This is a genomic window from Candidatus Paceibacterota bacterium, from assembly GCA_030583765.1.
Lineage (GTDB): Bacteria > Patescibacteriota > Minisyncoccia > 2-02-FULL-40-12 > GWA2-44-9.
This window is the reverse complement of record CP129474.1, coordinates 306,595-329,391: the sequence shown is the minus strand read 5'-3', so window position 1 is coordinate 329,391 and position 22,797 is coordinate 306,595. Positions and strand designations below refer to the sequence as shown.

The following is a 22,797-nucleotide window of genomic DNA, read 5'->3' as shown; positions in this document are numbered from 1 at the left end:
ATCTATGATGGAACAACAATGGACTACTCCAGCACAGCCGCGCTCTCGCAAAGCGCTTGCATGGCTTATGGGCCTTGCGGGGCTCTTGGTGGTGGTGAGCATTGGTATGCTTCTCTACAGTGCGCCATCGTTCCGTGAGAGTGACGTCGTGCTCTTGCTTGAGGCTGCGCCACAAGCATCTTCTGGTGATCAGATCACCTATACGGCCAAGTGGCAGAACAACACGAAAGTAGATCTCACCGACGTGCGCATGCGCCTCTTCTACCCAGAAGGCTCCGTGCAGGAGCGTGACGGTACGTTCTCTCCCGTAGTGAACGAAGTGCTTGAGGTGGGCGATGTTGGTTCAGGAAAATCGGGTGAGCAGACATTTACCGTCTATCTTATCGGTGACAAGGGAAATATTAAAAACGCTACACTCGAGATGGCGTTCTCTGCAAAGGGTCTTCGCTCCGTGTTTGAAAAGAGCGCTTCCGTCAGCACGACCATCGCAGATCTTCCTGTGCCACTCTCGCTTTCTGTGCCACCGAACGCTATTTCGGGGCAGGAAGTTTCGTACATTTTAGATTATCGGAATGCAACCACTGATGATATCTCCGACCTTCGCTTTGTGTTCACGTTTCCTGATGGCTTCACGCCTAAGCGCGCAACGCCGGCGCCTACCGAAGGCACAAACATCTGGGACGTGCGTACGTTGGCTCAAAACAAGGGGGCCCGCATTGCGGTGACAGGGACGCTTTCAGGTGTAGAGCGGGAGACGAAGACCCTTGATATCGTGCTCCAGCGCAAGGTGAATGACCAGTATCTTGATTACGAAAAAGCGTCGGCGGCAACAATTATTTCAAGCCCACTTCTTTCTGTGCAGCTTTCTATCGCGGGTGCGCGTGACGTGGTTGCTGGCGTAGGGGACCGTCTCGATTACTACGTGCGGTGGCGCAATACATCAAATACAACACTCATTGGCTTAACGCTCGGCGTCCGCCTTGAGGGAGACATGTACAACCTTGCAACACTTAACACGCAGGGCGGCTTCTTTGATGGCGCTACACAAACGATCACATGGAATTCTGCTGCGGTGCCGCAGTTTGCGGCACTCCCGCCAGGAGCGAGCGGCGAAACGCGCTTCTCTATCGTCTTGAAAGAGCAGTTCCCCAGCGGTTCGTTTGGTTCGCGCGCATTCTCTGTAAAGGCAAGCGCAAATCTCATCACGCCTAATGTTCCTTCTGGCGTCGACGGAGAAGACGTAGCCGCACAAGACTCACTTACTACAAAGATCAGCACACAGCCGAGCCTTGGCACACAAGCGTACTACAACGACCCTTCGTTGGGCGCCACGGGCCCATTCCCACCACAGGTAGATCAGGCGACAACGTACACGGTGCGCTGGAGTGTCGCGAACCCGGGCAATGACATTCGCAACGTTACCGTCTCTGCACTGCTCCCGCCGGGTGTGCAGTTCCTCGGTCCTGCAGGGGGTGGCGGATTTGGCGTACCAGCATACAACGCAAACACGAGCACCGTGGCGTGGTCGCTCGCATCAGTTGCGCAGGGTGCCGGATTTTCTGGCGCAAAACCAGAAGCGGCATTTCAGGTGTCGGTAACGCCCTCACTCATTCAGCGCGGATCGGTGATAACGCTCTTGCGCAACATCTCGCTGACCGCAACTGACGCGTTCACGGGGCAGGTAATGACCACGAGCTCGCGCACCCTCACCACCGATGATCTCGTTGACCAACGGAACAACGGTGCCGTACAATAGCACACCATGACATTGTCACTCGATACGATTGTTTCTCTCGCCAAACGCCGCGGCTTTATCTATCCAGGGTCGGAGATTTATGGCGGCCTCGCGAATTCGTGGGATTACGGTCCTTTGGGTGTAGAGCTCAAAAACAACATTAAAAACGCCTGGTGGTCGCGCTTTGTGCACCGCCGCACCGATGTAGTAGGCATTGATGCCGCGCTTATCATGAACCCCAAAGTGTGGGAGGCGAGCGGGCACGTAGCTGGTTTTTCTGATCCGCTTGTTGAGTGTGAAAAGTGCCACGCACGTTTGCGCGAAGACCAAATGGAAGGCGAGTGTCCTTCGTGTGGTGGAAAAGAGTTTACGCCCGCAAAGCAGTTCAATCTCATGTTCCAAACATTCATCGGTGCGGCGCAAGAGCAGGCGAATGTTGCATACTTTCGTCCAGAAACGGCGCAGGGCATGTTCGTGAATTTTAAGAACGTCCTTGATTCAACGCGTGTGCAGCTGCCCTTTGGTGTCGCGCAGGTAGGGAAAGCGTTTCGCAATGAAATCACGCCGGGCAACTTCATCTTCCGTACGCGTGAGTTTGAGCAGATGGAAATAGAATATTTTATTCCATCGCCGAAAGCGGATGCAGAGTGGCAGGAGTCATTTGAACACTGGCGCAAAGAAATGCTCGCGTGGATGACCGCCGTGGGCATTGATACCGAAAAAGTACACGAGCTCGATGTACCCGATGGCGAGCGTGCGCACTACTCAAAGCGCACCATCGATTTTGAATTTGAGTTTCCATTCGGCACCAAGGAGCTCTACGGCTTGGCATATCGCACCGACTTTGACTTGCGCAACCACCAAGAAGCTTCCGGGCAATCGCTGGAATACACCGATCCAGAAACGGGAGAGAAGTCGATTCCGCACGTGATCGAGCCGACATGGGGCGTAGACCGCACGGTGCTTGCGGTGCTCTGCAGTGCGTATCGCGAAGACGGCGAGCGCACCTACCTTGCGCTGCGCCCCGCGCTCGCACCGTTTAAGGCCGCAGTGTTTCCACTTTTAAAGAACAAGCCAGAGCTGGTTACGAAGGCCCGCACCGTGTTTGGTGCGCTCCGTGAAAAATATATGGTTGCGTGGGATGACCGCGGCAACATTGGCAAGCGCTACTTTGCGCAAGACGAGATCGGCACGCCATTCTGCATCACCATTGATTTTGATACGCTCGAAAATGACACGGTGACTATTCGCGACCGTGACACTGCAGAACAAAAGCGGGTGCCCATCAGCGAGCTGGACAGCATTATCGCTAACGCTATCCGCCTATGAGTGAACCGAGTCTTGAAGAGTTGTGGCAGAGAAAGGCAGACCATGAGCACGGAGCTCCTACTCCCGAAGAAGAGGCGCTTGATATATTTTGGTATCTCGTAGATCTTGGGGAGAAGAGTGAAGATGTGCGGCGTTTTATCCCAGAATTAAAACAGGGCCTTTCTGCGTATGCGGGCGCGGTTATAAAGCACAATCAGTTGCGCGACGTTGTAGAGGGGCGCTCTGCAACCGCCGAAGAACTTCAGGCAATTGAGGGCGCGGATGACAATCGCACGCGGGTACACGATGCGCTCATTAGCACGCTGAATGCTATCATGCGCGCATGCGTAAAGGGGAAACTTGACACGAAGTGGAAAGATGTTGTAGGATTGCATCCGCTTGATAGGACTGTTGTAGGGCGATGGGCGCTTGCCGTCGCTCGTGCAATTGCAGGGTAAGGAGGCTCTGCTCCTATGGAAGAACTGAGGGCATTCGCGCGTGAGTGCCGTCGTCGGCCCGCGCTGTCACCGCTCTGGGAGCTGCTGTGGGGCCTCTCGTATGATCCCGCATTCCTGCGCGTTCGCGGGAAGCTCCTCGGTGAGCTTCCCGGTGAAACCCACGAACGAGAGCAGGCGGAGTCGGCGTTCAACGCCGTTCGCTTACGGCTGGAAGCCGTCGCGCTTGCGGAGGGCATCCTCATTCCAGATCTCTCGTGGCGAGTGTTCGCAGATCAGCATCTGCAGTACAATCGCCGTCACAAGCCCTAGCGCCCCCTGCGCCACACACTGTGTGCGTAGGGGGCTTTTCTTATCCACACAGAAACGTAAATATGGAGCGGTCAAGAGTGGTACAATAAGGGCACATGGACATGCAATCACGTCGCACGTTGCTGAGTGGTGCAGGGATACTCCTTGCAGTGATCGTCGTCGCATACTTCACGACGCGTTCTGGTGGCGACATGAAGCCGGGGACATACTCCTTTTCTATAAAACTGCCTCAGATTTCTGCAGCCTCAAAAAGCAACATGCCTAATGGTATGCCGCCCTATGCGGTACTTGGCACAGCTCCAGAAGTGCTCGCTGGTGGGCGCATAGTAGACGCGGGATACCCAGACGACTACCGTCCGCTGTGGATCCGCACGCGAACGGGCGATGAGCCTCAGCGCCTTGCCGCGGCGTATCGCATGTTTCTGAAAAATGCACAGTGGAACATTACGAGCGACGAAGAGCGTAACGGCGTGTTCACGCTCCGCGCTACACGTATGGCGCAGTCCATCGAGGTAACGGTAACAGGGATTCAATCCCAGTCGAACGCATATATTATTTTTATCCAACGCTAAACCCATGAACGCATTCCGTCTTTTCATTATTTCCGCAGTAGTCCTGATGAGCGCTACGTTCGTAGTACCGCTTCCTGCAGAAGCCCTCTGCTCCGTAGGTATTGAAGAAAACCTTTGCCCAATGTCCTGTTTTCAAGGGCTTTCGGGCTATGATGGCTCTACTGTAGACTTAAGCGCGCAGGTTGGTTCTGGAGGCGGTGAGTGGACGGTGTGGGTTTCCAGTATGTGGCCAACGGGGAGCGCGGCATCAAACCAGCTGTATCAAAATGCCTCCCTGACAAGGAATGACATTGCATTAGTTGCTGGGAACAATGATTTTGTTACTGAGTGTTGGAGTGAGATAGGGGAATATGAGCTTCGCTCCGAGACAGTGCCTAGTGGGCCTCTCTTGAGTCCGACCCCCGAACCGACCCCCGAACCGACCCCTACTACAAAGTGGGTGAATGTTGTAGTGAATGTGCAAGATACGAGTGGCAACGCCATTAACGGTGGTTCCTGGAGCGTTTCATGCCCAGACACCAACCAGAATAGTGAATGCCCGCTTTCTGGTACGAGTTCATATGCATCAAACCAAGGAGATCTCGCCGGCCAAGGAGATTACACGCTCTCTGCGGGTAGCGGAAACGGCTATACGCTCCAGAGTGTTTCACCAGGCGCTACACAAACGCGCGGTAGCGCAGAGGGCACAGTGACGCTTTCGTGGACTCTTACCTATGCTCCGAATACAACGGTAGACATTCAGTGTAACAATGCAAATTCGTGTTCCATTCAAAATGGTGCAAGTGCTACGCTTTCGTGGAGTGCCAGCAATGCATCTTCCTGCACGGCATCGGGCGCGTGGTCGGGGAGTAAGCCAACGAGTGGCAGTGAATCTACCGGCGCCCTTACCAGCACACGAACCTATACGCTCACCTGTAACGGTGTCGCAGATAGCGTTACGGTAACCGTGGCTGCAAATAGTGCGCCAACGGTAAGCAGTGTGCGCCTCACTGAGCCAGACTACTGCGCCCTTGGTCCTGGAGGTATTGTCTCATGGACGTTCAATGATGCAGGAGATACCCAGAGCGCCTACCAAGTCCAAGTGGATGACAACAGCGGCTTTACGAGTGTCAACCATGACTCAGGACAGGTTTCCTCTTCTGCAACGTCATACAGCATTCCGCAGGGCCAACTAGCATTTAACAGAACATATTACGCCCGCGTGCGCACGTGGGACGCTGGCGGTCTTGTCTCAAGCTACGCGAACATGTCGCTCTGCACGGGTCCTGGATGTGCGGCAAACCAACAGTCGTGGTCTTCGCCACAACACCAATATCCTTCCAGTGCAACGTTTACTGCGACGCCACAAACCCCACGCATTAACCAGAACGTAGCGTTTGCTTCCCAAGCAGTGTGCTACAACGGCGGCGGCAACCCACAGGCATGCGCTTCGTGGACATGGAACTTTGGTGACGGCACGGGCGCTGGCCCCGGCGCGAACCTTGGCAATACCTCACACGCCTACTCTGCAGAGGGGACATACACCGCAACGATGCAGGTTACAGATAACGAGGGATACACCTGCCCCGCAGCGCCTGCGAGTCAGAATATCACCGTAGAAACGCTCCCGCTTCCGAAGTGGAAGGAAGTGCTACCACAATAGCGGTAGATACAAAAAGGCCCCAGAAATGGGGCTTTTTGGTGCAAAAAGAGCATCTTGCTAAAACACCATTTTTTGTGGTATAATATATACAAGTTCTTTCACACGTTTTCGCCGCCGTATGGCGGTAGGAGGGTAGTAACATGACGAAGATGATGAGCCGCCTTCTGGTGGCTTTCGTCCTCCTCTCCCTCGCCGCGTGCGGCGGAGGGGGGAGCCCGTCTGGCCCCACCCCGGGGCCGACGGCAACGCCCACCCCGGGCGCGCAGACCGTTTCGGTCCGAGTGTTCTCGGGCTGGGACGACATGCCGTTGGCCGGCGCGTCCATCGCGACCCCTTCAGGTCGCGTGACGACGAACGCCAGCGGCGAGGTCTCCGTGTCGCTCCGTTCGGGTGATGCGGTGGACGTCTCTGCTTCCGGTCACCGCGACTTCAACACGGCGTATCGTGGGGAGTCGCCATGGAACGTGTACCTCTGGAATACCACCGTGGTGTCTGGAGAGTACATCGACGCACTGGTGTATCATCAGTGGGCGCCGGGCAACCGCCTGTCCCGTCCTGCGGCGGGCTCCATCGGACTCGCGCCGTCCGCGGAAATCTCCGCCGATGCGCAGGCGATGAACGTGATCAATGCCTGCGCTGGCGAGATGACGACTGCGACCCAGAGGGCGAGCGTTTCGGTTGGTGGATCCGGCGTGCAGTTCACGCTCCTCATCGACCCATCGCTGCAAGCTTTCGGGATAACCGGAAACACGTTCGCAGGGAATCTCATCTCCTCGTCGCGTATGCGATTCTCGAGCGTTGAGAAGGCGAGGCTTGCGATTTGCCATGAGGCAGGTCATGGCCTGGGTATGGGGCATTCAATCGATGCTCGAGATACGATGCACTCGAACGGAGCCTTGTTCCAGCCGGTGTTTACGAACACCGAAGCCTACGTCATGCGCATGATGTTCCGTCGTCGGCCGGGGACTTCGGCCCCCGACAACGATCGTGACGTCACCACCGCTCTCTCGACGGCGCACAGCACCGTGGAGATCGACTGCCCGCTCCACTAGCCTCACCCGTTCCCACTCTCTGTTCTTTCCGGCGATCGCGGGGCGATGTGATACCGTCCCGTTCTTGCCACCGCGCCGAAGGTTCACCCCTTCGGCGCTTTTCTTTTTCTTTCATGTGCTCCGCGACCTTCCGAGGTTCTTGACGAATTATTAGAAAGAAGTATTCTAGTGTCAGTACCGTATTTGTTAGGAGTAAGGCTCATGGAAATCGCACAGGCCGTTTCGACGCAACCGAGGATCCCGGCGAGCGTTCTCGCCGCCACTCGGCCCCAGCAGCTTCCGTCCAACAGCCCCAAGCCGTTCATCATGGACTACTTCGAGTACCGTGAAGGTGTCTTCGCTGGCACCTCGACCGGGTACTGGAACGACACCGACGCTCTCGACGCGACGTAGCAAGCCTCACGCCTTTGGGCGCTGATTCCTTAACGGGATTCAGCGCCCCTCTTTTTAAAAAGATGCTTGACTAATCAATAATTTAAATGTACGGTAGTGGGCGAGGAGGAGGGTGAGATGATACTTGCAATTGGCAATTCTGGAATCCATGAAGTAGAAGCGTTCCAATCCGTTGTGACAGCTCTTCAGAGTCGTGGTGTAAACAAAGTTGTTCTGTTTCGGCAGGACAAGTGCCTGGAGTCTGACTTTCTCGTCTATCAAGCCAATGCTACCGGAGTTCGGTATGATGTCGTCATCGACTCGACGCCCTACTGCATCGACGACTTCACGGGAATCTGGTACCTCAAGCCGCACTTACCAAAGGAGCTGCTCTTACTAGAGCCCGGTGAGTATCGGCAGATGGTGAACAGGCAGTTCCAGGAGATGCGTCATGCGCTCCGGACGCTTTTTCGAGACAAGAAGTGGGTTAACGATCCCTGGGCAGAAGCCATAGCTGAGAACAAACTGCTGCAGCTAAAGGTAGCGACAGATCTTGGTTTTTCGATCCCACCAACGCTTGTGACATCGGACCCCGATCGTGTGCGCGCGTTTTTCTATCAGCAGAGCGGGGGTGTGATAATGAAGCTCCTAGCTCCTGCCATGATCATGAACAACGTGATGTACACGAACAGACTTTCTGAGGAAGCTCTGGCGGGGATTGATCGTATCAAGCAGGCCCCCGCAATCTTCCAGGGGTATGTCGAAAAGGCATACGAACTTCGTATCACGGTTGTTGGTGACAAGATCTTCGCTGCAAAAATCGACTCCCAAGTAGATCCTGAAACGGCAGTGGACTGGCGCCGCAAGCCGAGACTAAACGACACGGATTTAAAGATGAGCTCAGTCACGCTGCCTAGTGATGTTGAGGCTCGTCTCTTCAAGCTGGTGGCAAAGCTTGGCCTAAGGTTCGGATGTATCGATATGATTGTTTCGCCAAGTGGCGACTACATTTTTCTCGAAATCAATCCGAATGGCCAATGGTACTTCGTGCAGCTAAGGACGCAGGCCCGAATCGCTGAAGCGATTGCGGACTTGCTCGTGTAGGACAATGGGGGAACGGCAAAGCCTAGTACCCCACTTCTTTATATAATCAATACATGCCCAAAAAACTTACCGTACAACAAAAACAATCGCTCTCGCGCTACATATTAGAAATGGCGGCGGTTGAACAGGAGTTGCGTCTTCAATCAAAGCCTGGGAAGGAGCTGGTGAACTATCTTATCTACGCCATAGACACACTTCACTACCAGAATGTGCGTCAGATTATCAAAGAATACGGATACCCAACGCAGAAGATGGTTGGCGCAGAGGCGATGAAAGCACTCTTTCTGCTCGTGCAGCACGTCATGCACGATACCAAACTCCAAGAGCAGTGCCTTAAGTATTGTGACTTTGAACCAAACGAAAAAGCGCACCTTACGGATCGCGTCCTTATCAATCGGGGAGAGCTACAACTCTACGGAACACAGCGCCAGCGCCTATCAGACGGGACGCTTAAGATGCTTCCCGTGAAGGATCCGAAGAACCTGGAAAAGCGTCGTATCAAAATGGGGTTAGAAGGCATACAATAATATCAAACGTTCGCAATCTAGCAATGAATGATTTTTCTTGGACAACCCTCCCTAACGGCATGCGACTTGCCGTATTAGAACAGCCCGATGCGCCAGTGGTAACAATGAATCTCGTGTTTCGTGCAGGGTGCGCCTATGAGCAGGAGGATCAGCAGGGATACGCGCACCTACTTGAGCACATGCTTTTGAAAGGCACGAAAGCGCGTCCTTCAAGTATGGCAATTGGAAAGGAGATAGACCGCATTGGAGCGTTTGTTAGTGCAAATACAGGAGCTACTCATCTTACCTTTGTTATGCAGGGAGCTCGAGATGACCTTCCTCTTGTACTAAATATTGTGCGAGACGACGTCACTGATTCACTGATAGATCCAGCGGTGCTTGAAAATGAGAAAAAAGTTATTGGCGAGGAATTCGCGAGATCTCAAGCAAACACCCACAGGATGTTTTATGATGCAGCTGTAGCAGCATTATTTTCTCGACACCCTTCCGCACTAAATTCTCTCGGCAGCTTAGAGGCTATAGGAAGGGCATCTCGTGAAGACCTTATTGCATATTGGCGGCACATGATCGTCCCACAAAACGCAACCCTACTCATTGTTGGTGGTATTTCGGCCAATGAAGCGCGGACACAAGTCGAAGAGGCATTTAAAGTATGGCCAATATCAGGAGCCTTCACTCTTCCAAAGTTGCCACCTGTCACAGTCTCAGACCGTGGCTCATCTATTTCCGTGAATGGACAAATGTCGTTTTGGATGGTGGCGTATCCATCTTTAGAAAAGCCCTTGCGTGAAGAATTTGTTGCGCTTGAATTTTTACGCCACCGCCTTAACGTTGGATATTCTTCTTTGTTGCGTGACGAGCTCAGAACGAAGCGTGGGCTTGTATATGAAATTAATGCATACCATGAGATATTTGGAAACGCCTTCTGTTTCTTTATAGATGGCCCATCGCAACATCCAGAAGAGGCCGCCAGTGTTGTACAAAACGTTATCAAAGAACTCGCTGTACAAATACCACATGAAGATGTGGCGTGGCTCGCATCACAGTTTAAGGGACTTACGAGCCGTGCTATCGCGGAGCATGATGGCGCTCTCACAAAGATGCAGAAACTCATGAAATTCTTTGATGAGCCACCTGCGTTTTCTGAGCTTTTGGCTATTGCAGAGCGGATGGATACCGAGACGCTCATGCGCACCTACCAAAAGTTTTTAAGTGGAGAGGGAAGGGTATTTATTAAAAAATAAAAGCCCGCGCTATGCATGTAGTGCATACCGCGGGCGGGAGAACTGGCCCCTACTGGGGACAGATGTCGCAGAGCGTGGGATTGAAATCGGCGGGACTTGCGAGAGAGATATAAGCCTCTTGCAATTCTTTGTTTTTAATGCATAATATGTAGTATGGAGGCAGGGGATGAAGCCCTTCTTGATCGCGGCCGTGTTCGTGCTCTCAACCGCTTCGGCGCTCGCGCAGGAAGCGGTTCTGAAGTTTCGTGACGCGACTGCTTTGGGAGGAGGTGGAAGCGTCGCCGCAACGGTTGGAGACCCGAGCGGCATTGTCGTTGCCGCGGGCTCACGTACGATTGTGCGACCAGGCTCGTTCTTCGTCGCTCAAGCGGATGGCTTTCTTCCTCACTTCGGCATCGCGCCGTGGGAAGGCGAGGAGGTCATCAAACTCACCCCGAGTGGGGATGACAACGAGCTCACCACGCTCTACGAGCTGTGGTACCGCACGGCGGGTGATGAGGGTGAGAAGCTCCTCACGCGTCCTGTCGCGGAGAAGTTCGTGATCACTGTCATGAGCCCACTGCGCGGCGTGCGCGATCCCGATGCGGTGAGTAAGGCGATCGCAGATCTTCAGCCGGCAGTGCCGTGGATTAGGCTGGTGGAGCGGAGGCCGGAGCAGGCCATGCCCACGAATGCGACTCGCGTATACGTGTACGTGAATGATCGCATCCCAGAGAACGTTGCTGGGTGGGCGTGGGCTATCACCGAAGGCTCGGTGATCACGGAGGCCTACATCGAATTGCGCTCCGCGTACTTCGAAAGCCACACGCTGGCTCACGAACTGGTCCATGCGCTTGGTCTGGGTCATCTGCATCGGGCAGAGGGGCTCATGTCTCGCACCGGAGTAAGCTGGGACTATCCTTCGCTCATTCCGGCAGAGCGTCGCGCGCTCTGGCTCATGCAGTTTGCCGAACCTGGCACCGCATGGCCCGGCATAACGCCGGACTATGCGCGCTTCATGGGCGCCGCGTCGCAAGGGGGTGCTGTGTCGCACGTGCTCCCGATACGCGTAACGCTCGCGTGTTCTCTCCCGCGCTCTCTCGTCACACCGTAGCGAGAGGTGGTGGCAAGGCCCTCAACACACCGAGGGCCTTTTGTTTTCCTTGTGCTTCTTGTGAGGAGTCTGATACTATGCGGGCTATGAGTGTAAAGCTTCTGCGTACCAAAAGTTACCTTGCCATGATCCGCAACGCGGCTCGTGGCGAGAATCACATGTTCCAAACGCTCTTCGCTGAAGTCGATGGCGTCGAGGAAGACATCGTACGGGGAGGGGCTCGCTCATGTGGGCTGTTCGTGTCGGGCGTTCTCCTCATGAACGGGCTGATCGCCGAGATGCACGCAGGCGTTGGCGGTCTTGAGCGCGACATGCGCGCTTCCGGCTGGCAGTTGATCGATGAGCTCCGCGAAGGCGCTGTGATCGTGTGGGAGGCGCGTCCTGGTACCGATGGCTCCATGCATGATCACGCTGGATTCTTTGTCGGTGGCGAAGAGGCCGTCAGCAACGATTCCAACGGAACGCTGATTCCGCACGCGCATCACTACACCTATGGCAACACAAGGAAGATCGTCCGTATCTACTGGCACTCCAAGCTTGATGCGTAGAGCGCCGCGTCGTGAATGGCGCGTTCCGTGGCATTCGCAAGTCACGGACTTTACGAACAAGACATGGCGCTCGCAAGGGTGCGGCATCGCTGCGCTGCAGAGCGTTATTGAATTCTGGAAGCCAGAGCTCCGAAAAGAAACCTGTGACGATCTCTTCGCTGAGGGGGTCGCCATAGGAGCGTACATGTCCGGCGTTGGGTGGCGACATGCAGGGCTTGTTTCGCTTGCACGGCAGTACGGCCTCGACGGCTATAATGCTGACTTCGCGCCACAATCTAAAACACCCGAAAGTCCCGTCGCATCGCTCGAACTGTTGCGCAAGGCGCTGGCACAAGGGCCGGTGATCGCATCGGTGTGGAAAGATTTCCACCCACGGTCAAAGAGCGGGCACCTCGTCGTAGTTGTTGGCGCTGACGGGGGACATGTTGTTGTGCAAGACCCACTAGAGTCTACGCGCGAGAAAGGGTATCGCGTGCTGACCAACGACCAGTTTCTCGCTGGTTTCCGCCAGCGCTTCATCTGCATCGTGTCTCGTTTGTAAGGCGGGGTGGTGTAGATGGGCGCTGGCCTTTTCTTTCAAAAATGGTTAGAATGCACTATGGATAAATGGGATGACTTCTTCAAAAAGTGGAGTGATGACATGGCGTATGCGCTCGGGTTTATCTGTGCGGACGGCGCAGTTGAAGGCAGCCCGCCTCGGTATGTATCTCTCTATAGTACCGATGTTGTGTTGTTGAGGCAGTTAAAAAAGAGGATTGGCTTTCCTCACCCAGTTCGTCCCGTAAGGCGTACCCAACAGAATGTGCGTTGGAAGATCGCATATCGCGTCCAGATAGGGTCGGTTGCTTGGGTGCGTGATCTAGAGAAATTAGGAGTTGTTGCGAATAAAAGCTTCTCTATTCAGCTCCCTAAAATCCCAAAGAAATTTTTCGCCTCATTCGTAAGGGGTTACTTTGATGGCGATGGATGTATTAGTTTTGGGCGCTATAAGCGCTCAGAGAACAATGCATACCGCTGGACGATAACATCACGCTTTTCTTCGGGGAGTAAAGACTTTTTATTAGCCCTTCTTTCGGCTCTCAGAGCCACTGGCGCTGTGCAATCTGGGTTTATATATCAAAAAAATAGATCTTTTGACCTTGTTTTTTCTTGGCGCGACTCTGCTGGGCTTTACGCTTTAATGTATAAGAAGAGAGATGGGGAGACCCTTTTTCTCCCGCGCAAGTTGAAAATTTTCCAGAAAGCAAGTAAGATATTCAGGCAATTCGATAGCACGCTGCGGGCGTAGCTCAGCTGGTTTAGAGCGCTTCCCTGTCACGGAAGAGGTCACCGGTTCGAATCCGGCCGCCCGCGCAAGTTATATATCCCCCCCCCTCTGGGGGATATATATTTGGGCCGGATGCGAATAAAGAAAAAGCCCCGCGATGTGTTGCGGGGCTGCGCTTTTTCTGTCTCTACCGCGTGCTTTGGCTCGCGGAAAAGAGCGTCTTCATGAACTCGCCGCGCGCTGTCTGGCGTTCGGCGATGGGATCGCTACTCCTCCGGATGCGCGCCGCGAAGTGGGTGAGCGGTCTGCTCAAGTTTTTGAGCGCCCGCTCCAGAGGGAGTGCGCGGTTCTCAGGCGAGGCGACCCGCATCACCTGAGGCACATCGGGAGCGTCGATACAGGTGTGCTCCTGCAGGCGCATCTCGTGGTTTCCGACTCGCACCGTGCACCAGCCCGCAGGAGTCACTTTCGTGATCATGCAGACCCGTGCGAAGTACTCGTTATCGGGATCAGTGATGATCCCGAACTGCTGGGGGGCGCTCATCAAGCCTCCTTGGTTCCGCACCAGCTCCACGCCAGGCGCAGGATGTGTTCTCGGTATTTCGCCCGAGATTCCAGTGTCTCAGCCCCTCTGCTGAAGTAGTGGATCTCTTCCCACCAGGGGCCGAGGGTGATTCTGGCTGCCCGAAGCGCCCTCACGAAGGCATTGTCTGGCGGCAAGTCTTTGAGCTGAACGGGGATCGCATCCTCCATTCCCCCGTGGTCGCCTGGCAGCAAGTAGCTATCGAGGCGCCCGCTCGGTGTGTCTTGCTCCACACACAATGCCATGTCGGGTGGGGAGAGTGTCTCCACGACGACGATCTTTCCGAAATTCGGTCTGTTCGGGTTGATTACCAGCAGGAGAGATCCTGACCGGATCACGTTTTCTTGCATAACCGTCAGCCTCCTCTGGGTGGTAGGAATACCAATTTTTCTAACTGAAGTCAAGATGCAGAGCATGGTGTGCTATGCTACACTCTCACATATTCTTTCCCGTTATGTCATTACTTATTACCCGCACGACTGGTGCAGATATCCAGATTGATCGTTCTGAAGAGCAGGCGCTCCGTACCGAATTACAGACACGAAACGACGCTGATAGCGAACGCCTCAAGCGTTATCTCGGCATGCCCGATTTGTCCCGCACACCAGAAAGCCCTATCGCTGAGCTGGTGCGCCGTATTGTTGAGCGCCCTTATTTCCAAGGGTTCGACCGCATCGAGGTGCCCGAAATTGTGCGCGCTGATATCAGTTTTGATCTGTTCAACTTTCCTCCGAGCCACCCTGCGCGGAGTCGTTCTGACACCTATTACGTTACGGACACACACATTCTCCGCACGCATACCACGGTGATGTGGTACTACTACTTTGCATCCGATGTCGTGCGCGAACGCATTGCGAACAACGAAGCATTCGGCGTGTTCTCACATGGAAAGGTGTACCGCAAAGATGAGATCGATCGGAACCACATGAACATCTTCCATCAAATGGACGGGCTCTACATGGTGCCAAAAGCGCAAAAGGATCTTTCCCGCGCAGACTTAGAAGAGGCGCTTGTTGAGGTGGCAAAAGGACTCTATGGTGGTGAGATTGAGTATCGCTTTAACGAAGATACGTTTCCGTACACACACCCGAGCCTCGAGATGGAAGTAAAAGTGGGCGACCGCTGGATTGAGGTGCTCGGCGGCGGCATTGTGCACCCAAGTGTTCTCGAAAAGCTGAATGTTGATCCGAATGTGTATACAGGATGGGCGTTCGGGTTTGGCTTAGAGCGCCTTGCGATTATTAGCATGGCGCTTCCTGACATCCGATTGCTCTGGTCCACTGATCCGCGCGTAAAGGCGCAGCTTCAGCTCGGTCGCACGTTTGTGCCGGTAAGCAAGTTCCCACCAATCACGCGAGACATCTCTTTTGTGGTGAGTAATGACTTTATCCCAAACAATTACTTCGACGTTATCCGTGACCTTGGAGGCGATCTCGTTGAAGAAGTGAAACTACTCGATACGTATGAGAACGCGGAGAAGTTTGGTGCTGGCCGACGGAGCTACACCTATCGCATTGTATATCGCAGCAATGAGCGCACACTCACTACTGAGGAAATCGACCCTATTCAGGCGAATATCTATGCCGAAACTGCACGCCTTTTCAAGGCAGATATGCGGTAGGTCGAGCCACCCTGGCAAGGGTTGAATATCCCACGTTATCAGCGTAGAATAGAACATACATGGCTGGTAAAAACACTTCCTCATATACCGCCCAGGATATCTATGTTCTGGAGGGCTTGGAGCCGGTGCGCAAGCGCCCGGGTATGTACATTGGGTCTACGGGGCCCGATGGCCTACACCACCTCGTGTGGGAGGTTTTTGATAACTCGTTGGATGAAGCGATGGCGGGCCACGCCACCGATATCACGGTTACCCTCCTTCCGCATGGTCGCGTAAGTGTTGCAGATAATGGCCGCGGCATTCCGGTAGAGAAGCACAAGCAGACTGGCGTCTCCGCGCTGGAAACGGTGCTCACCACCCTCCATGCCGGAGGCAAGTTTGACAGCGGCGCGTATAAAGTCGCCGGCGGTTTGCACGGTGTTGGTGTCTCGGTAGTGAATGCGCTCTCAACCTATTTGAAGGTTGAGGTGCGTCGCGAAGGAGGGCTCTACGAACAGGAATATGAGCGTGGCAAGCCAAAGAAACCTGTGCGTCGCGTAGGGAGCGCCGAAGGCACAGGGACGACGGTTATTTTTGATCCCGACCCAGAAATTTTTAAGGAGATTGCCTTTGATCTCGATAAAATCTTGTCACACTTGCGTCAGCAGGCCTATCTTTCTCGTGGCGTCAAAATCACGGTTATCGATGCCCGCAAGCCGCTGAAGGTGGAGGGAGAAAAAGAGCCTCAAGTGCTCCCATACTCTTTCTACTTTGAGGGCGGCATCGTGTCCTATGTGGGGTTCTTGAACCGCGACATGGAGGCGAAGCACAAGAACATTTTCTATGCTGCAAAGCAGGAAGATAACGTGTTTGTCGAAGTGGCACTCCAATATGTTGACGATCTTCAGCCTCGAGACATCAGCTTTGCCAACAATATTCATACTACAGAGGGCGGCTCACATCTTACGGGCTTTAAGACCGCGCTGACGCGTACGCTGAACGACTACGCACGCAAGAATGGATTTCTTAAAGAAAAAGACGATAACCTTTCGGGTGAAGATGTGCGTGAGGGTCTCACCGCTGTCATTTCTGTAAAGATTCAATCAAAAGAGCTTCAATTTGAAGGACAAACAAAGGCAAAACTTGGAAACACAGAAGCTCGTACCGCCGTTGAGGCCGCTACGAACGTAGAGCTTGCCGACTGGCTCGAACGCAACCCTACTGATGCCCGCGGTATTTTGGAAAAGGTCATCTTAGCATCAAAGGCGCGCTTGGCCGCGAAGGCTGCTCGTGAAACTGTGCTGCGCAAGGGCGCGCTCGAGGGCATGACGCTCCCAGGCAAGCTTGCTGACTGCTCGAGCCGCGATGCATCAGAATCAGAGCTCTTCATCGTAGAAGGTGATAGTGCAGGCGGAAGCTCGAAGATGGGCCGCGATCGCAAGACGCAGGCGATTCTGCCACTGCGCGGAAAGATTTTGAATGTTGAGCGGGCTCGCTTGGATAAAATGCTTGCCTCGCAAGAGGTTCGAGCGCTCATCATTGCGCTCGGCACTGCTATTGCAGAGGAGTTTGATATTAATAAGTTGCGCTATCACAAGATTGTGATCATGACGGATGCTGACGTTGATGGAGCGCACATTCGCACGCTCTTGCTCACGCTGTTCTACCGTTACTTCCCGCAGCTTATCGAAGGGGGACATATCTACATAGCTCAGCCGCCGCTCTACCGGATCGCAAAGGGAAGTATGGTGCGCTACGTGTATTCCGATGCGGAGCGTGACGGCATCTTAAAAGAGCTGGGCACCGCGGCCGCTGAGAAAGAAAAGGCCAAAAAGAAGAAAGCTGCAGCAAGCGAAGAGTGGGAAGTTGAAGCCCTTGATGGCGCAGCGGCTCCTACGGAAGAAGCTGCAGGAGAGCAAAAGATCGCGGGCGTCTCGATCCAACGCTACAAAGGCTTGGGAGAGATGAATGCCGAGCAGCTCTGGGAGACCACTATGGATCCGGAGCGGCGCCTACTCTACCAGGTGAATATTACTGATGCGGAAAAGGCGAACCACACCTTCGACATTCTCATGGGTTCCGACGTGTTGCCTCGCAAAAAGTTCATCCAGTCACACGCGCGCAGTGTGCAGAATATCGACATCTAAAAGGGAATTGACGTTCGCTTGCAGACGTGCTATCGTTATCGTCTGTAAGCGCCCCCGGGCGTTTTTCTCTACCACGACATGACTACCTTTTTACAAGAAGTACGCACAGAATTAGCAAAAGTAAGTTGGCCAAGCCGCTCGCAAGTCATCCGTTATACGGGTGTTGTTCTCGCGATCACGATTGTAATGTCCGCCTATCTAGGTGTTTTGGATGCGTTGTTTACCTACATCCTCACGCTTATTGTTTCTTAACCTATGGCAAAGCAAGCTAATATTGAAGAGCGCCGCTGGTACGCTATTCACACGTATTCTGGCTACGAAGACAACGTATGCCGCAGTTTAAAACAACGCGTGGAAACGCTCGGTTTTGAAGATCAGATTTTCAACATTCTCGTTCCAAAAGAAAAGAAGATTCGTATCCGCAACGGCAAGCGTGAAACGATCGAAGAAAAGATCTACCCAGGTTATGTGCTCGTGGAGATGCTCGTCAATGACGCGTCATGGTATGTAGTGCGCAACACGCCAAACGTGACCGGCTTTATCGGTGCTGGCACGGTGCCAACCCCACTCTCTGCCTCGGAGGTAAATGATCTTCTTGCTCGCTCCGGCGCAAAGGAGCCTTCGTACCAAGTGGACATTGCGGTTGGGGAGCGCGTGAAGATCACTGACGGCCCCTTTAAAGATTTCGATGGTAAAATCGCAGAAGTAGATCCGGAGCGTGGCCGCGTCAAAGTGTTGGTAACGATCTTTGGTCGCGAAACGCCCGTGGAACTTGACTTCTTGCAGATGAAGAAGTTGTAGTATATACTCGTTTGGCTTATCGCTTTGGTGCGGTGATGCTTCTCCCGCGCAAAGCACGTATACATGGCAAAGAATATCAAAGCAGTCGCAAAACTTCAGATTCCCGGCGGTCGGGCAACTCCGGCACCTCCAGTGGGTACGGCACTCGGTCCAACTGGTATCAACTTGCAGCAATTTGTTCTGCAGTTTAATGATGCAACAAAGGATCGTCCGGGCGAGGTGACGCCGGTCATTGTTACTATCTATGACGACCGCTCGTTCTCTCTTGAATTTAAGACCCCGCCAGCAGCATATCTTCTGCAGGTAGCCGCAGGTCTTGAGAAGGGTTCTGGTGAGCCAAATAAGAAGAAAGTGGGCTCTGTCACCAAGGCGCAAGTGCGCGAGATCGCAGAGAAAAAGATGCAGGATCTCAACGCAAACGACGTAGAGGCTGCAATGAAGATTGTTGAAGGCACCGCCCGCTCAATGGGCATCGAAGTGAAGTAAGGTTGCATGCATAGAGAATCTCGCTTAGACTGAACGACGCCCACCAGGGCGTCGTTCTTTATTGAGGGGAGGCGTGCATGCCGTTCATCACATTTGAGGGAATTGAGGGCGCTGGTAAAACGGAGCAGGCGAGGCGACTCGTTTCTATGCTTCACGGCTTTTTGGGGCGAAATGCAGTACTAACCAAGGAGCCTGGCGCGGATACCGCCGTAGGTCGAGGCGTCCGTGAACTGCTGCTTACCCCGCGGAATACCATCCTGTACCCCGATGCGGAGTTCTTTCTCTTCCTTGCGGACCGGGCTCAACATGTCCGCGAGATCGTACAGCCCGCGCTCAAGCGAGGTGATTGGGTGGTGAGCGATCGCTACATCGGATCCACGTTTGCCTACCAGTTGGTTGCTCGAGACATGGACAACCGCGATGCTCGGATGCAGGCCATCAACCTTGCGACGGGTGGTCTGATGCCCGATCTGCAGATCGTGCTTCTTGTGGAGCCCGAGGTGGGGATCCGTCGCGTGCACGGACGTGGCGAGAAGATGGATCGTTTCGAGCGTGAAGAGCTCGCGTTCCATCGCCGCGTACATGAAGGATTCAGAGAGTGGATCTCTGTCTCGCCCAATTGCTCCGCTGTCGTCGATGACGGCACTAAGAGCATTGAAGAGATCCATCACGAGATCTTCTCTCGCGTGGTCCGCAAGTTCTCTCCGCACTACGCAGCGTAAGCGTAAGTGGAAAACTGCCCTCAGACTTTCGAGTCTGGGGGCGCTTTTTTTTGCCAACAAAACATGCTACCGTTGGGTATTCGTATGGAATATACGCCTACTATTGGCCTTGAGATTCACGTCGAGCTCAAGACGCGCACGAAGATGTTCTGCGCGTCTTTGAACGACCCCGACGAGAAGCGTCCGAACACGAACATTTGTCCCGTGTGCATGGGGCATCCGGGCACGCTTCCAGTGGCAAATGAAGAAGCCATCCGTAAGGTGGTGCTTGCCGGCATGTCGTTGGGGTGCGCAATCGACCCGGAAACATTTTTCGAGCGTAAGAACTATTTCTATCCTGACCTTCCTAAGGGTTACCAAATTACCCAATATCAGCGACCATTCTGTAAAGATGGGGCACTCACCATTCCTGATGGGGAGGGAAAGCCTAAAACAATCCGTATTGAACGTATCCACCTTGAGGAAGACGTAGGCCGCTCATATCACAGCGCCGATGGGAGCGACACGCTTCTTGATTTTAACCGCGCCGGCGTGCCGCTTATGGAGCTCGTAACGAAACCCGACTTTTCTTCTGCAGAAGAGGTGGTTGCCTTTGCAGAAGAGCTCCGCCTTATTTTGCGCTATGCAGGTGTTTCCGATGCTGACATGGAAAAGGGGCAGATGCGTGTTGAGGTAAACATCTCCATGGCTCCAAGTAATGCGCCAGGCACTGGAACCAAAGTTGAAGTAAAGAATATTAACTCAATCAACGCCGCTGGACGCGCGGCAACCTATGAGATGGAGCGCCAAGCAGACGCGCTTCGCTCTGGAGAGCGCGTGATTCAAGAAACGCGCGGATGGGACGAGGTGCAAGGAAAAACGATCTCACAGCGCGTGAAAGAGGGGGCCGCGGACTATCGCTATTTCCCAGAGCCGGATTTGCCACCTATCGTACTCACGCCCGAATGGCTCGCCGATGTGCAAATGCTGGTTCCAGAACTTCCCGCAGAACGCCGCACTCGTTTTACGAAGGAATATGCCCTTCCAGAACACGATATCGAAGTGATGACCACGAATCGCGCACTCGGTGACTATTTCGAACATGTGGCGAGTGAGCTTGCCTCATTTGAAAAACTTTCTCACCTCAACCGCCCAGGCGTAGAGCACGTGCCTCGTTTATATAAACTCGCTTCGAACTACCTCATGACAGAGCTTGCGCGCCATCTTGATGCCGCCGGGCTACACATCTCGCAGTGCCCTATCTCCCCAGAGCATTTCGCTGATGCAATTGTCCGCGTATTCCATGGAGAAGTATCTTCGTCTGGCGCACAGGCACTCATCGCCGGCATGTTCGCAAGCGGCGCATCGCCAGAGGCTATTATTCGAGAGAAAGATCTTGCTCAAGTTTCTGATTCTCGTGCGCTTTTGGAAATTGTATCTCGTGTACTTGCAGAGAATGAAAAGGCAGTGGCAGACTTTAAAGCAGGAAAAGAAGCTCCGCTGAAATTCCTCGTGGGAAAAGTAATGGCGGCCTCAAAAGGGAAGGCAAACCCACAAGTTGCTCAAGAGTTAATTCTCAAAGCGCTTCAATAAAAAGAAAAGTGGGCGCGTCATTGCTGACGCGCCCGTGTGCTAACGCTTCATCCAGAGGCCCATGAGCGCGAGCTCACGCCGTGCTGCTGTCAGTGAATCGGATCCGTGGATGAAATTGGCAGCCGGCTTGGCGGGATCGAAGCGTTCGCGTAGCCTGCCACGAATGCTTGTCGGCGCCGCTTCGCGAGGGTTTGTGGCCCCGTTAATGAGGCGCACGTTAATTATGGCGTCGAGCCCTTCGACTCGCATGACCCACACGGGGCCAGATGCCATGTAGGCAACGAGTTGCTCGAACCACCCTTTGTTGCGGTGCTCCGCGTAGAACTCCGCGGCTCCCAGATACGTGAACTGCATCTCGTGTTCCTGTACGACGCGCAGTTCGGCGTCGTGGTACATCTGTCGCGCCAAACAACGGATCTCGTAGCGCGTCTCGATTTCTGGCCACGGCTTTACCATGGCGAGCGTCACGTTGCCGTCCGCAATCCCCACTCATGCCTCCTAGAAAGAACCGCGGACATCCTAGCGTACTCATACCATCTGCGCAATGCCAGCTTTTACCCACCTCACATCCCCATTCCTCCGCCACCAGGTGAGCTGGCGCTTTGAGTAGGCGATGATGTCGTGGAGGAGCGCGGTGCGCATCTCATCGCGTGCGATTTTCTTTTGGAGAAAGCGCGCAACCCAGCGGTACTCAAGGCCGAAAGATTCAAGCTTTTTCCAGCTTACGCCTTGTGTGTGGAGTTTTTGTACTTCCGCAATCATGCCTTGGCGCAAGCGTGCATCAAGACGCTTTTCAATGCGAGCGCGGAGCTCTTCCGCGTTACGCGAAACACAGAGATAGAGGACGTGATAGGGAGTGGTAGCGCTTTGCTGGGGCACCGGCTTTCCTGTTTTCATTACAATCTCCAGCGCGCGGATGAGGCGCACAGGGTTTTTGGGATCAATGGATTGGGCGCGGGTGGGATCAAGCTTCTGTAGTTTTGAAAAAAGCTGTGAGGTTGAAAGTTTCTGTAATTTAGCGCGCAGTTTGGCATCAGGTTTTACATCAGGAATGGAAGTGCCATAGACGAGCGCATCAATCCAAAAACCTGTCCCACCGCAGATGATAGGCACCTTACCGCGCTTGGTGATGTCGCGGATTGCTTTTGTAGCGTTGCGCACGAAGTGGGCGACCGTGTACTGGCGCGTAGGGGAGGCGACATCAATGAGCCAGTGTCGTGCGAGTTTTTGCTCGCGCTTCGTAACTTTGCCGGTCCCAATATCCATGCCCTTATACACTTGCCGCGAGTCTGCGGAAATGATCTCGCCGTTGAGCGCGCGAGCAAGACGAATAGCAAGATCAGATTTTCCTGATGCAGTGGGGCCGGCGATAACGATGAGCTTCGGCTTGTCTGGGGAGCCTTTTTGAGACATTTGACAGAATATATACCATATGGTAATATATATGCAATGGCTGCCAAGGTTGCCGGCTTCCGCACTGGGTTCGAGGCCCAGTAAGCGGACAGCATAACCGGGCCCGGGGACAGGTAATCTGAATCCCTGGGTGACATGAAAAAGTCCCCGCCTGAAGGTGGGGACGCGAAAGGAGACAGGAGGGCATCGCGGCCCATAATGTCATCCGAGTAGCAACCGGCCCCCGCGCGTGGAGTGTTTAC

Annotated in this window: 26 protein-coding genes and 1 tRNA gene; 23 read left to right on the top strand and 4 right to left on the bottom strand. The window is 54.0% G+C overall.

What is annotated here, in order from left to right:
• Positions 1–4 precede the first annotated feature (4 nt).
• The 16 genes from QY311_01705 to QY311_01630 all read left to right on the top strand — a co-directional run bounded on the left by QY311_01705 (position 5) and on the right by QY311_01630 (position 13,317).
• Positions 5–1,756 (top strand): hypothetical protein, encoded by a 1,752-nt coding sequence (locus QY311_01705; GenBank protein WKZ26851.1) that lies wholly within the window; start codon positions 5–7, stop codon positions 1,754–1,756.
• 6 nt (positions 1,757–1,762) lie between these two features.
• Positions 1,763–3,064, top strand: coding sequence for a glycine--tRNA ligase (locus QY311_01700; GenBank protein ID WKZ26850.1), 1,302 nt, complete (start codon positions 1,763–1,765; stop codon positions 3,062–3,064).
• Positions 3,061–3,501 (top strand): DUF3232 domain-containing protein, encoded by a 441-nt coding sequence (locus QY311_01695; protein WKZ26849.1) that lies wholly within the window; start codon positions 3,061–3,063, stop codon positions 3,499–3,501. Before QY311_01700 ends, QY311_01695 begins: the two co-directional genes overlap by 4 nt.
• A gap of 15 nt (positions 3,502–3,516) precedes the next feature.
• Entirely contained in the window at positions 3,517–3,810 is a 294-nt protein-coding gene (locus QY311_01690; protein ID WKZ26848.1) for a hypothetical protein, read from the top strand.
• Positions 3,811–3,905: 95 nt separating this feature from the next.
• Complete coding sequence (locus QY311_01685) at positions 3,906–4,382, top strand: hypothetical protein (GenBank protein ID WKZ26847.1); 477 nt, start codon at positions 3,906–3,908, stop codon at positions 4,380–4,382.
• A gap of 4 nt (positions 4,383–4,386) precedes the next feature.
• Entirely contained in the window at positions 4,387–6,024 is a 1,638-nt protein-coding gene (locus QY311_01680) for a PKD domain-containing protein (GenBank protein WKZ26846.1), read from the top strand.
• Positions 6,025–6,368: 344 nt separating this feature from the next.
• Complete coding sequence (locus QY311_01675; GenBank protein WKZ26845.1) at positions 6,369–7,076, top strand: hypothetical protein; 708 nt, start codon at positions 6,369–6,371, stop codon at positions 7,074–7,076.
• A 201-nt stretch (positions 7,077–7,277) separates the two neighbouring features.
• Positions 7,278–7,469, top strand: coding sequence for a hypothetical protein (locus QY311_01670; GenBank protein ID WKZ26844.1), 192 nt, complete (start codon positions 7,278–7,280; stop codon positions 7,467–7,469).
• A gap of 117 nt (positions 7,470–7,586) precedes the next feature.
• Positions 7,587–8,552, top strand: a complete 966-nt coding sequence (locus QY311_01665) for a hypothetical protein (protein WKZ26843.1) — start codon at positions 7,587–7,589, stop codon at positions 8,550–8,552.
• 53 nt (positions 8,553–8,605) lie between these two features.
• Positions 8,606–9,079 (top strand): hypothetical protein, encoded by a 474-nt coding sequence (locus tag QY311_01660; GenBank protein ID WKZ26842.1) that lies wholly within the window; start codon positions 8,606–8,608, stop codon positions 9,077–9,079.
• 23 nt (positions 9,080–9,102) lie between these two features.
• Complete coding sequence (locus tag QY311_01655; GenBank protein WKZ26841.1) at positions 9,103–10,323, top strand: pitrilysin family protein; 1,221 nt, start codon at positions 9,103–9,105, stop codon at positions 10,321–10,323.
• Between the two features lie 166 nt (positions 10,324–10,489).
• A complete protein-coding gene (locus QY311_01650; protein ID WKZ26840.1) occupies positions 10,490–11,416 on the top strand; it encodes a hypothetical protein in 927 nt (308 codons plus the stop codon).
• A gap of 86 nt (positions 11,417–11,502) precedes the next feature.
• Entirely contained in the window at positions 11,503–11,964 is a 462-nt protein-coding gene (locus QY311_01645) for a hypothetical protein (protein ID WKZ26839.1), read from the top strand.
• Positions 11,957–12,505 (top strand): C39 family peptidase, encoded by a 549-nt coding sequence (locus tag QY311_01640; protein WKZ26838.1) that lies wholly within the window; start codon positions 11,957–11,959, stop codon positions 12,503–12,505. The genes QY311_01645 and QY311_01640 overlap by 8 nt, the downstream gene beginning before the upstream one ends.
• A 57-nt stretch (positions 12,506–12,562) precedes the next feature.
• Positions 12,563–13,252 (top strand): hypothetical protein, encoded by a 690-nt coding sequence (locus QY311_01635; protein WKZ26837.1) that lies wholly within the window; start codon positions 12,563–12,565, stop codon positions 13,250–13,252.
• A tRNA-Asp gene (locus QY311_01630) sits at positions 13,243–13,317 on the top strand. The genes QY311_01635 and QY311_01630 overlap by 10 nt, the downstream gene beginning before the upstream one ends.
• 101 nt (positions 13,318–13,418) lie before the next feature.
• Here the strand turns inward: QY311_01630 and QY311_01625 are convergent.
• Positions 13,419–13,709: a hypothetical protein gene (locus QY311_01625; GenBank protein ID WKZ26836.1), complete on the bottom strand. Its 291-nt coding sequence runs from the start codon at positions 13,707–13,709 to the stop codon at positions 13,419–13,421.
• A gap of 65 nt (positions 13,710–13,774) precedes the next feature.
• A complete protein-coding gene (locus tag QY311_01620) occupies positions 13,775–14,230 on the bottom strand; it encodes a hypothetical protein (protein ID WKZ26835.1) in 456 nt (151 codons plus the stop codon).
• A 38-nt stretch (positions 14,231–14,268) separates the two neighbouring features.
• Between QY311_01620 and QY311_01615 the strand changes: the two genes are divergently transcribed.
• The 7 genes from QY311_01615 (at position 14,269) to gatB (ending at position 21,142) form a co-directional block, all read left to right on the top strand.
• Positions 14,269–15,435, top strand: coding sequence for a hypothetical protein (locus tag QY311_01615; protein ID WKZ26834.1), 1,167 nt, complete (start codon positions 14,269–14,271; stop codon positions 15,433–15,435).
• A 59-nt stretch (positions 15,436–15,494) separates the two neighbouring features.
• Complete coding sequence (gyrB, locus tag QY311_01610) at positions 15,495–17,561, top strand: DNA topoisomerase (ATP-hydrolyzing) subunit B (GenBank protein ID WKZ26833.1); 2,067 nt, start codon at positions 15,495–15,497, stop codon at positions 17,559–17,561.
• Between the two features lie 78 nt (positions 17,562–17,639).
• Entirely contained in the window at positions 17,640–17,813 is a 174-nt protein-coding gene (secE, locus tag QY311_01605; protein WKZ26832.1) for a preprotein translocase subunit SecE, read from the top strand.
• A gap of 3 nt (positions 17,814–17,816) precedes the next feature.
• A complete protein-coding gene (gene nusG, locus QY311_01600) occupies positions 17,817–18,362 on the top strand; it encodes a transcription termination/antitermination protein NusG (GenBank protein ID WKZ26831.1) in 546 nt (181 codons plus the stop codon).
• Positions 18,363–18,425: 63 nt separating this feature from the next.
• Positions 18,426–18,848 (top strand): 50S ribosomal protein L11, encoded by a 423-nt coding sequence (gene rplK, locus QY311_01595; GenBank protein WKZ26830.1) that lies wholly within the window; start codon positions 18,426–18,428, stop codon positions 18,846–18,848.
• Between the two features lie 77 nt (positions 18,849–18,925).
• On the top strand, positions 18,926–19,570 hold the full coding sequence (gene tmk / locus QY311_01590; protein WKZ26829.1) for a dTMP kinase: 645 nt from the start codon (positions 18,926–18,928) through the stop codon (positions 19,568–19,570).
• A gap of 84 nt (positions 19,571–19,654) precedes the next feature.
• Positions 19,655–21,142 carry an Asp-tRNA(Asn)/Glu-tRNA(Gln) amidotransferase subunit GatB gene (gatB, locus tag QY311_01585; protein ID WKZ26828.1) on the top strand — a complete coding sequence of 496 codons (1,488 nt, stop codon included), beginning with the start codon at positions 19,655–19,657 and terminating at the stop codon, positions 21,140–21,142.
• Between the two features lie 39 nt (positions 21,143–21,181).
• Here the strand turns inward: gatB and QY311_01580 are convergent, their stop codons facing one another.
• A complete protein-coding gene (locus tag QY311_01580; protein ID WKZ26827.1) occupies positions 21,182–21,631 on the bottom strand; it encodes a nucleoside-diphosphate kinase in 450 nt (149 codons plus the stop codon).
• A 39-nt stretch (positions 21,632–21,670) separates the two neighbouring features.
• Positions 21,671–22,555, bottom strand: coding sequence for a tRNA (adenosine(37)-N6)-dimethylallyltransferase MiaA (miaA, locus tag QY311_01575; GenBank protein WKZ27429.1), 885 nt, complete (start codon positions 22,553–22,555; stop codon positions 21,671–21,673).
• Positions 22,556–22,797: the final 242 nt, after the last annotated feature.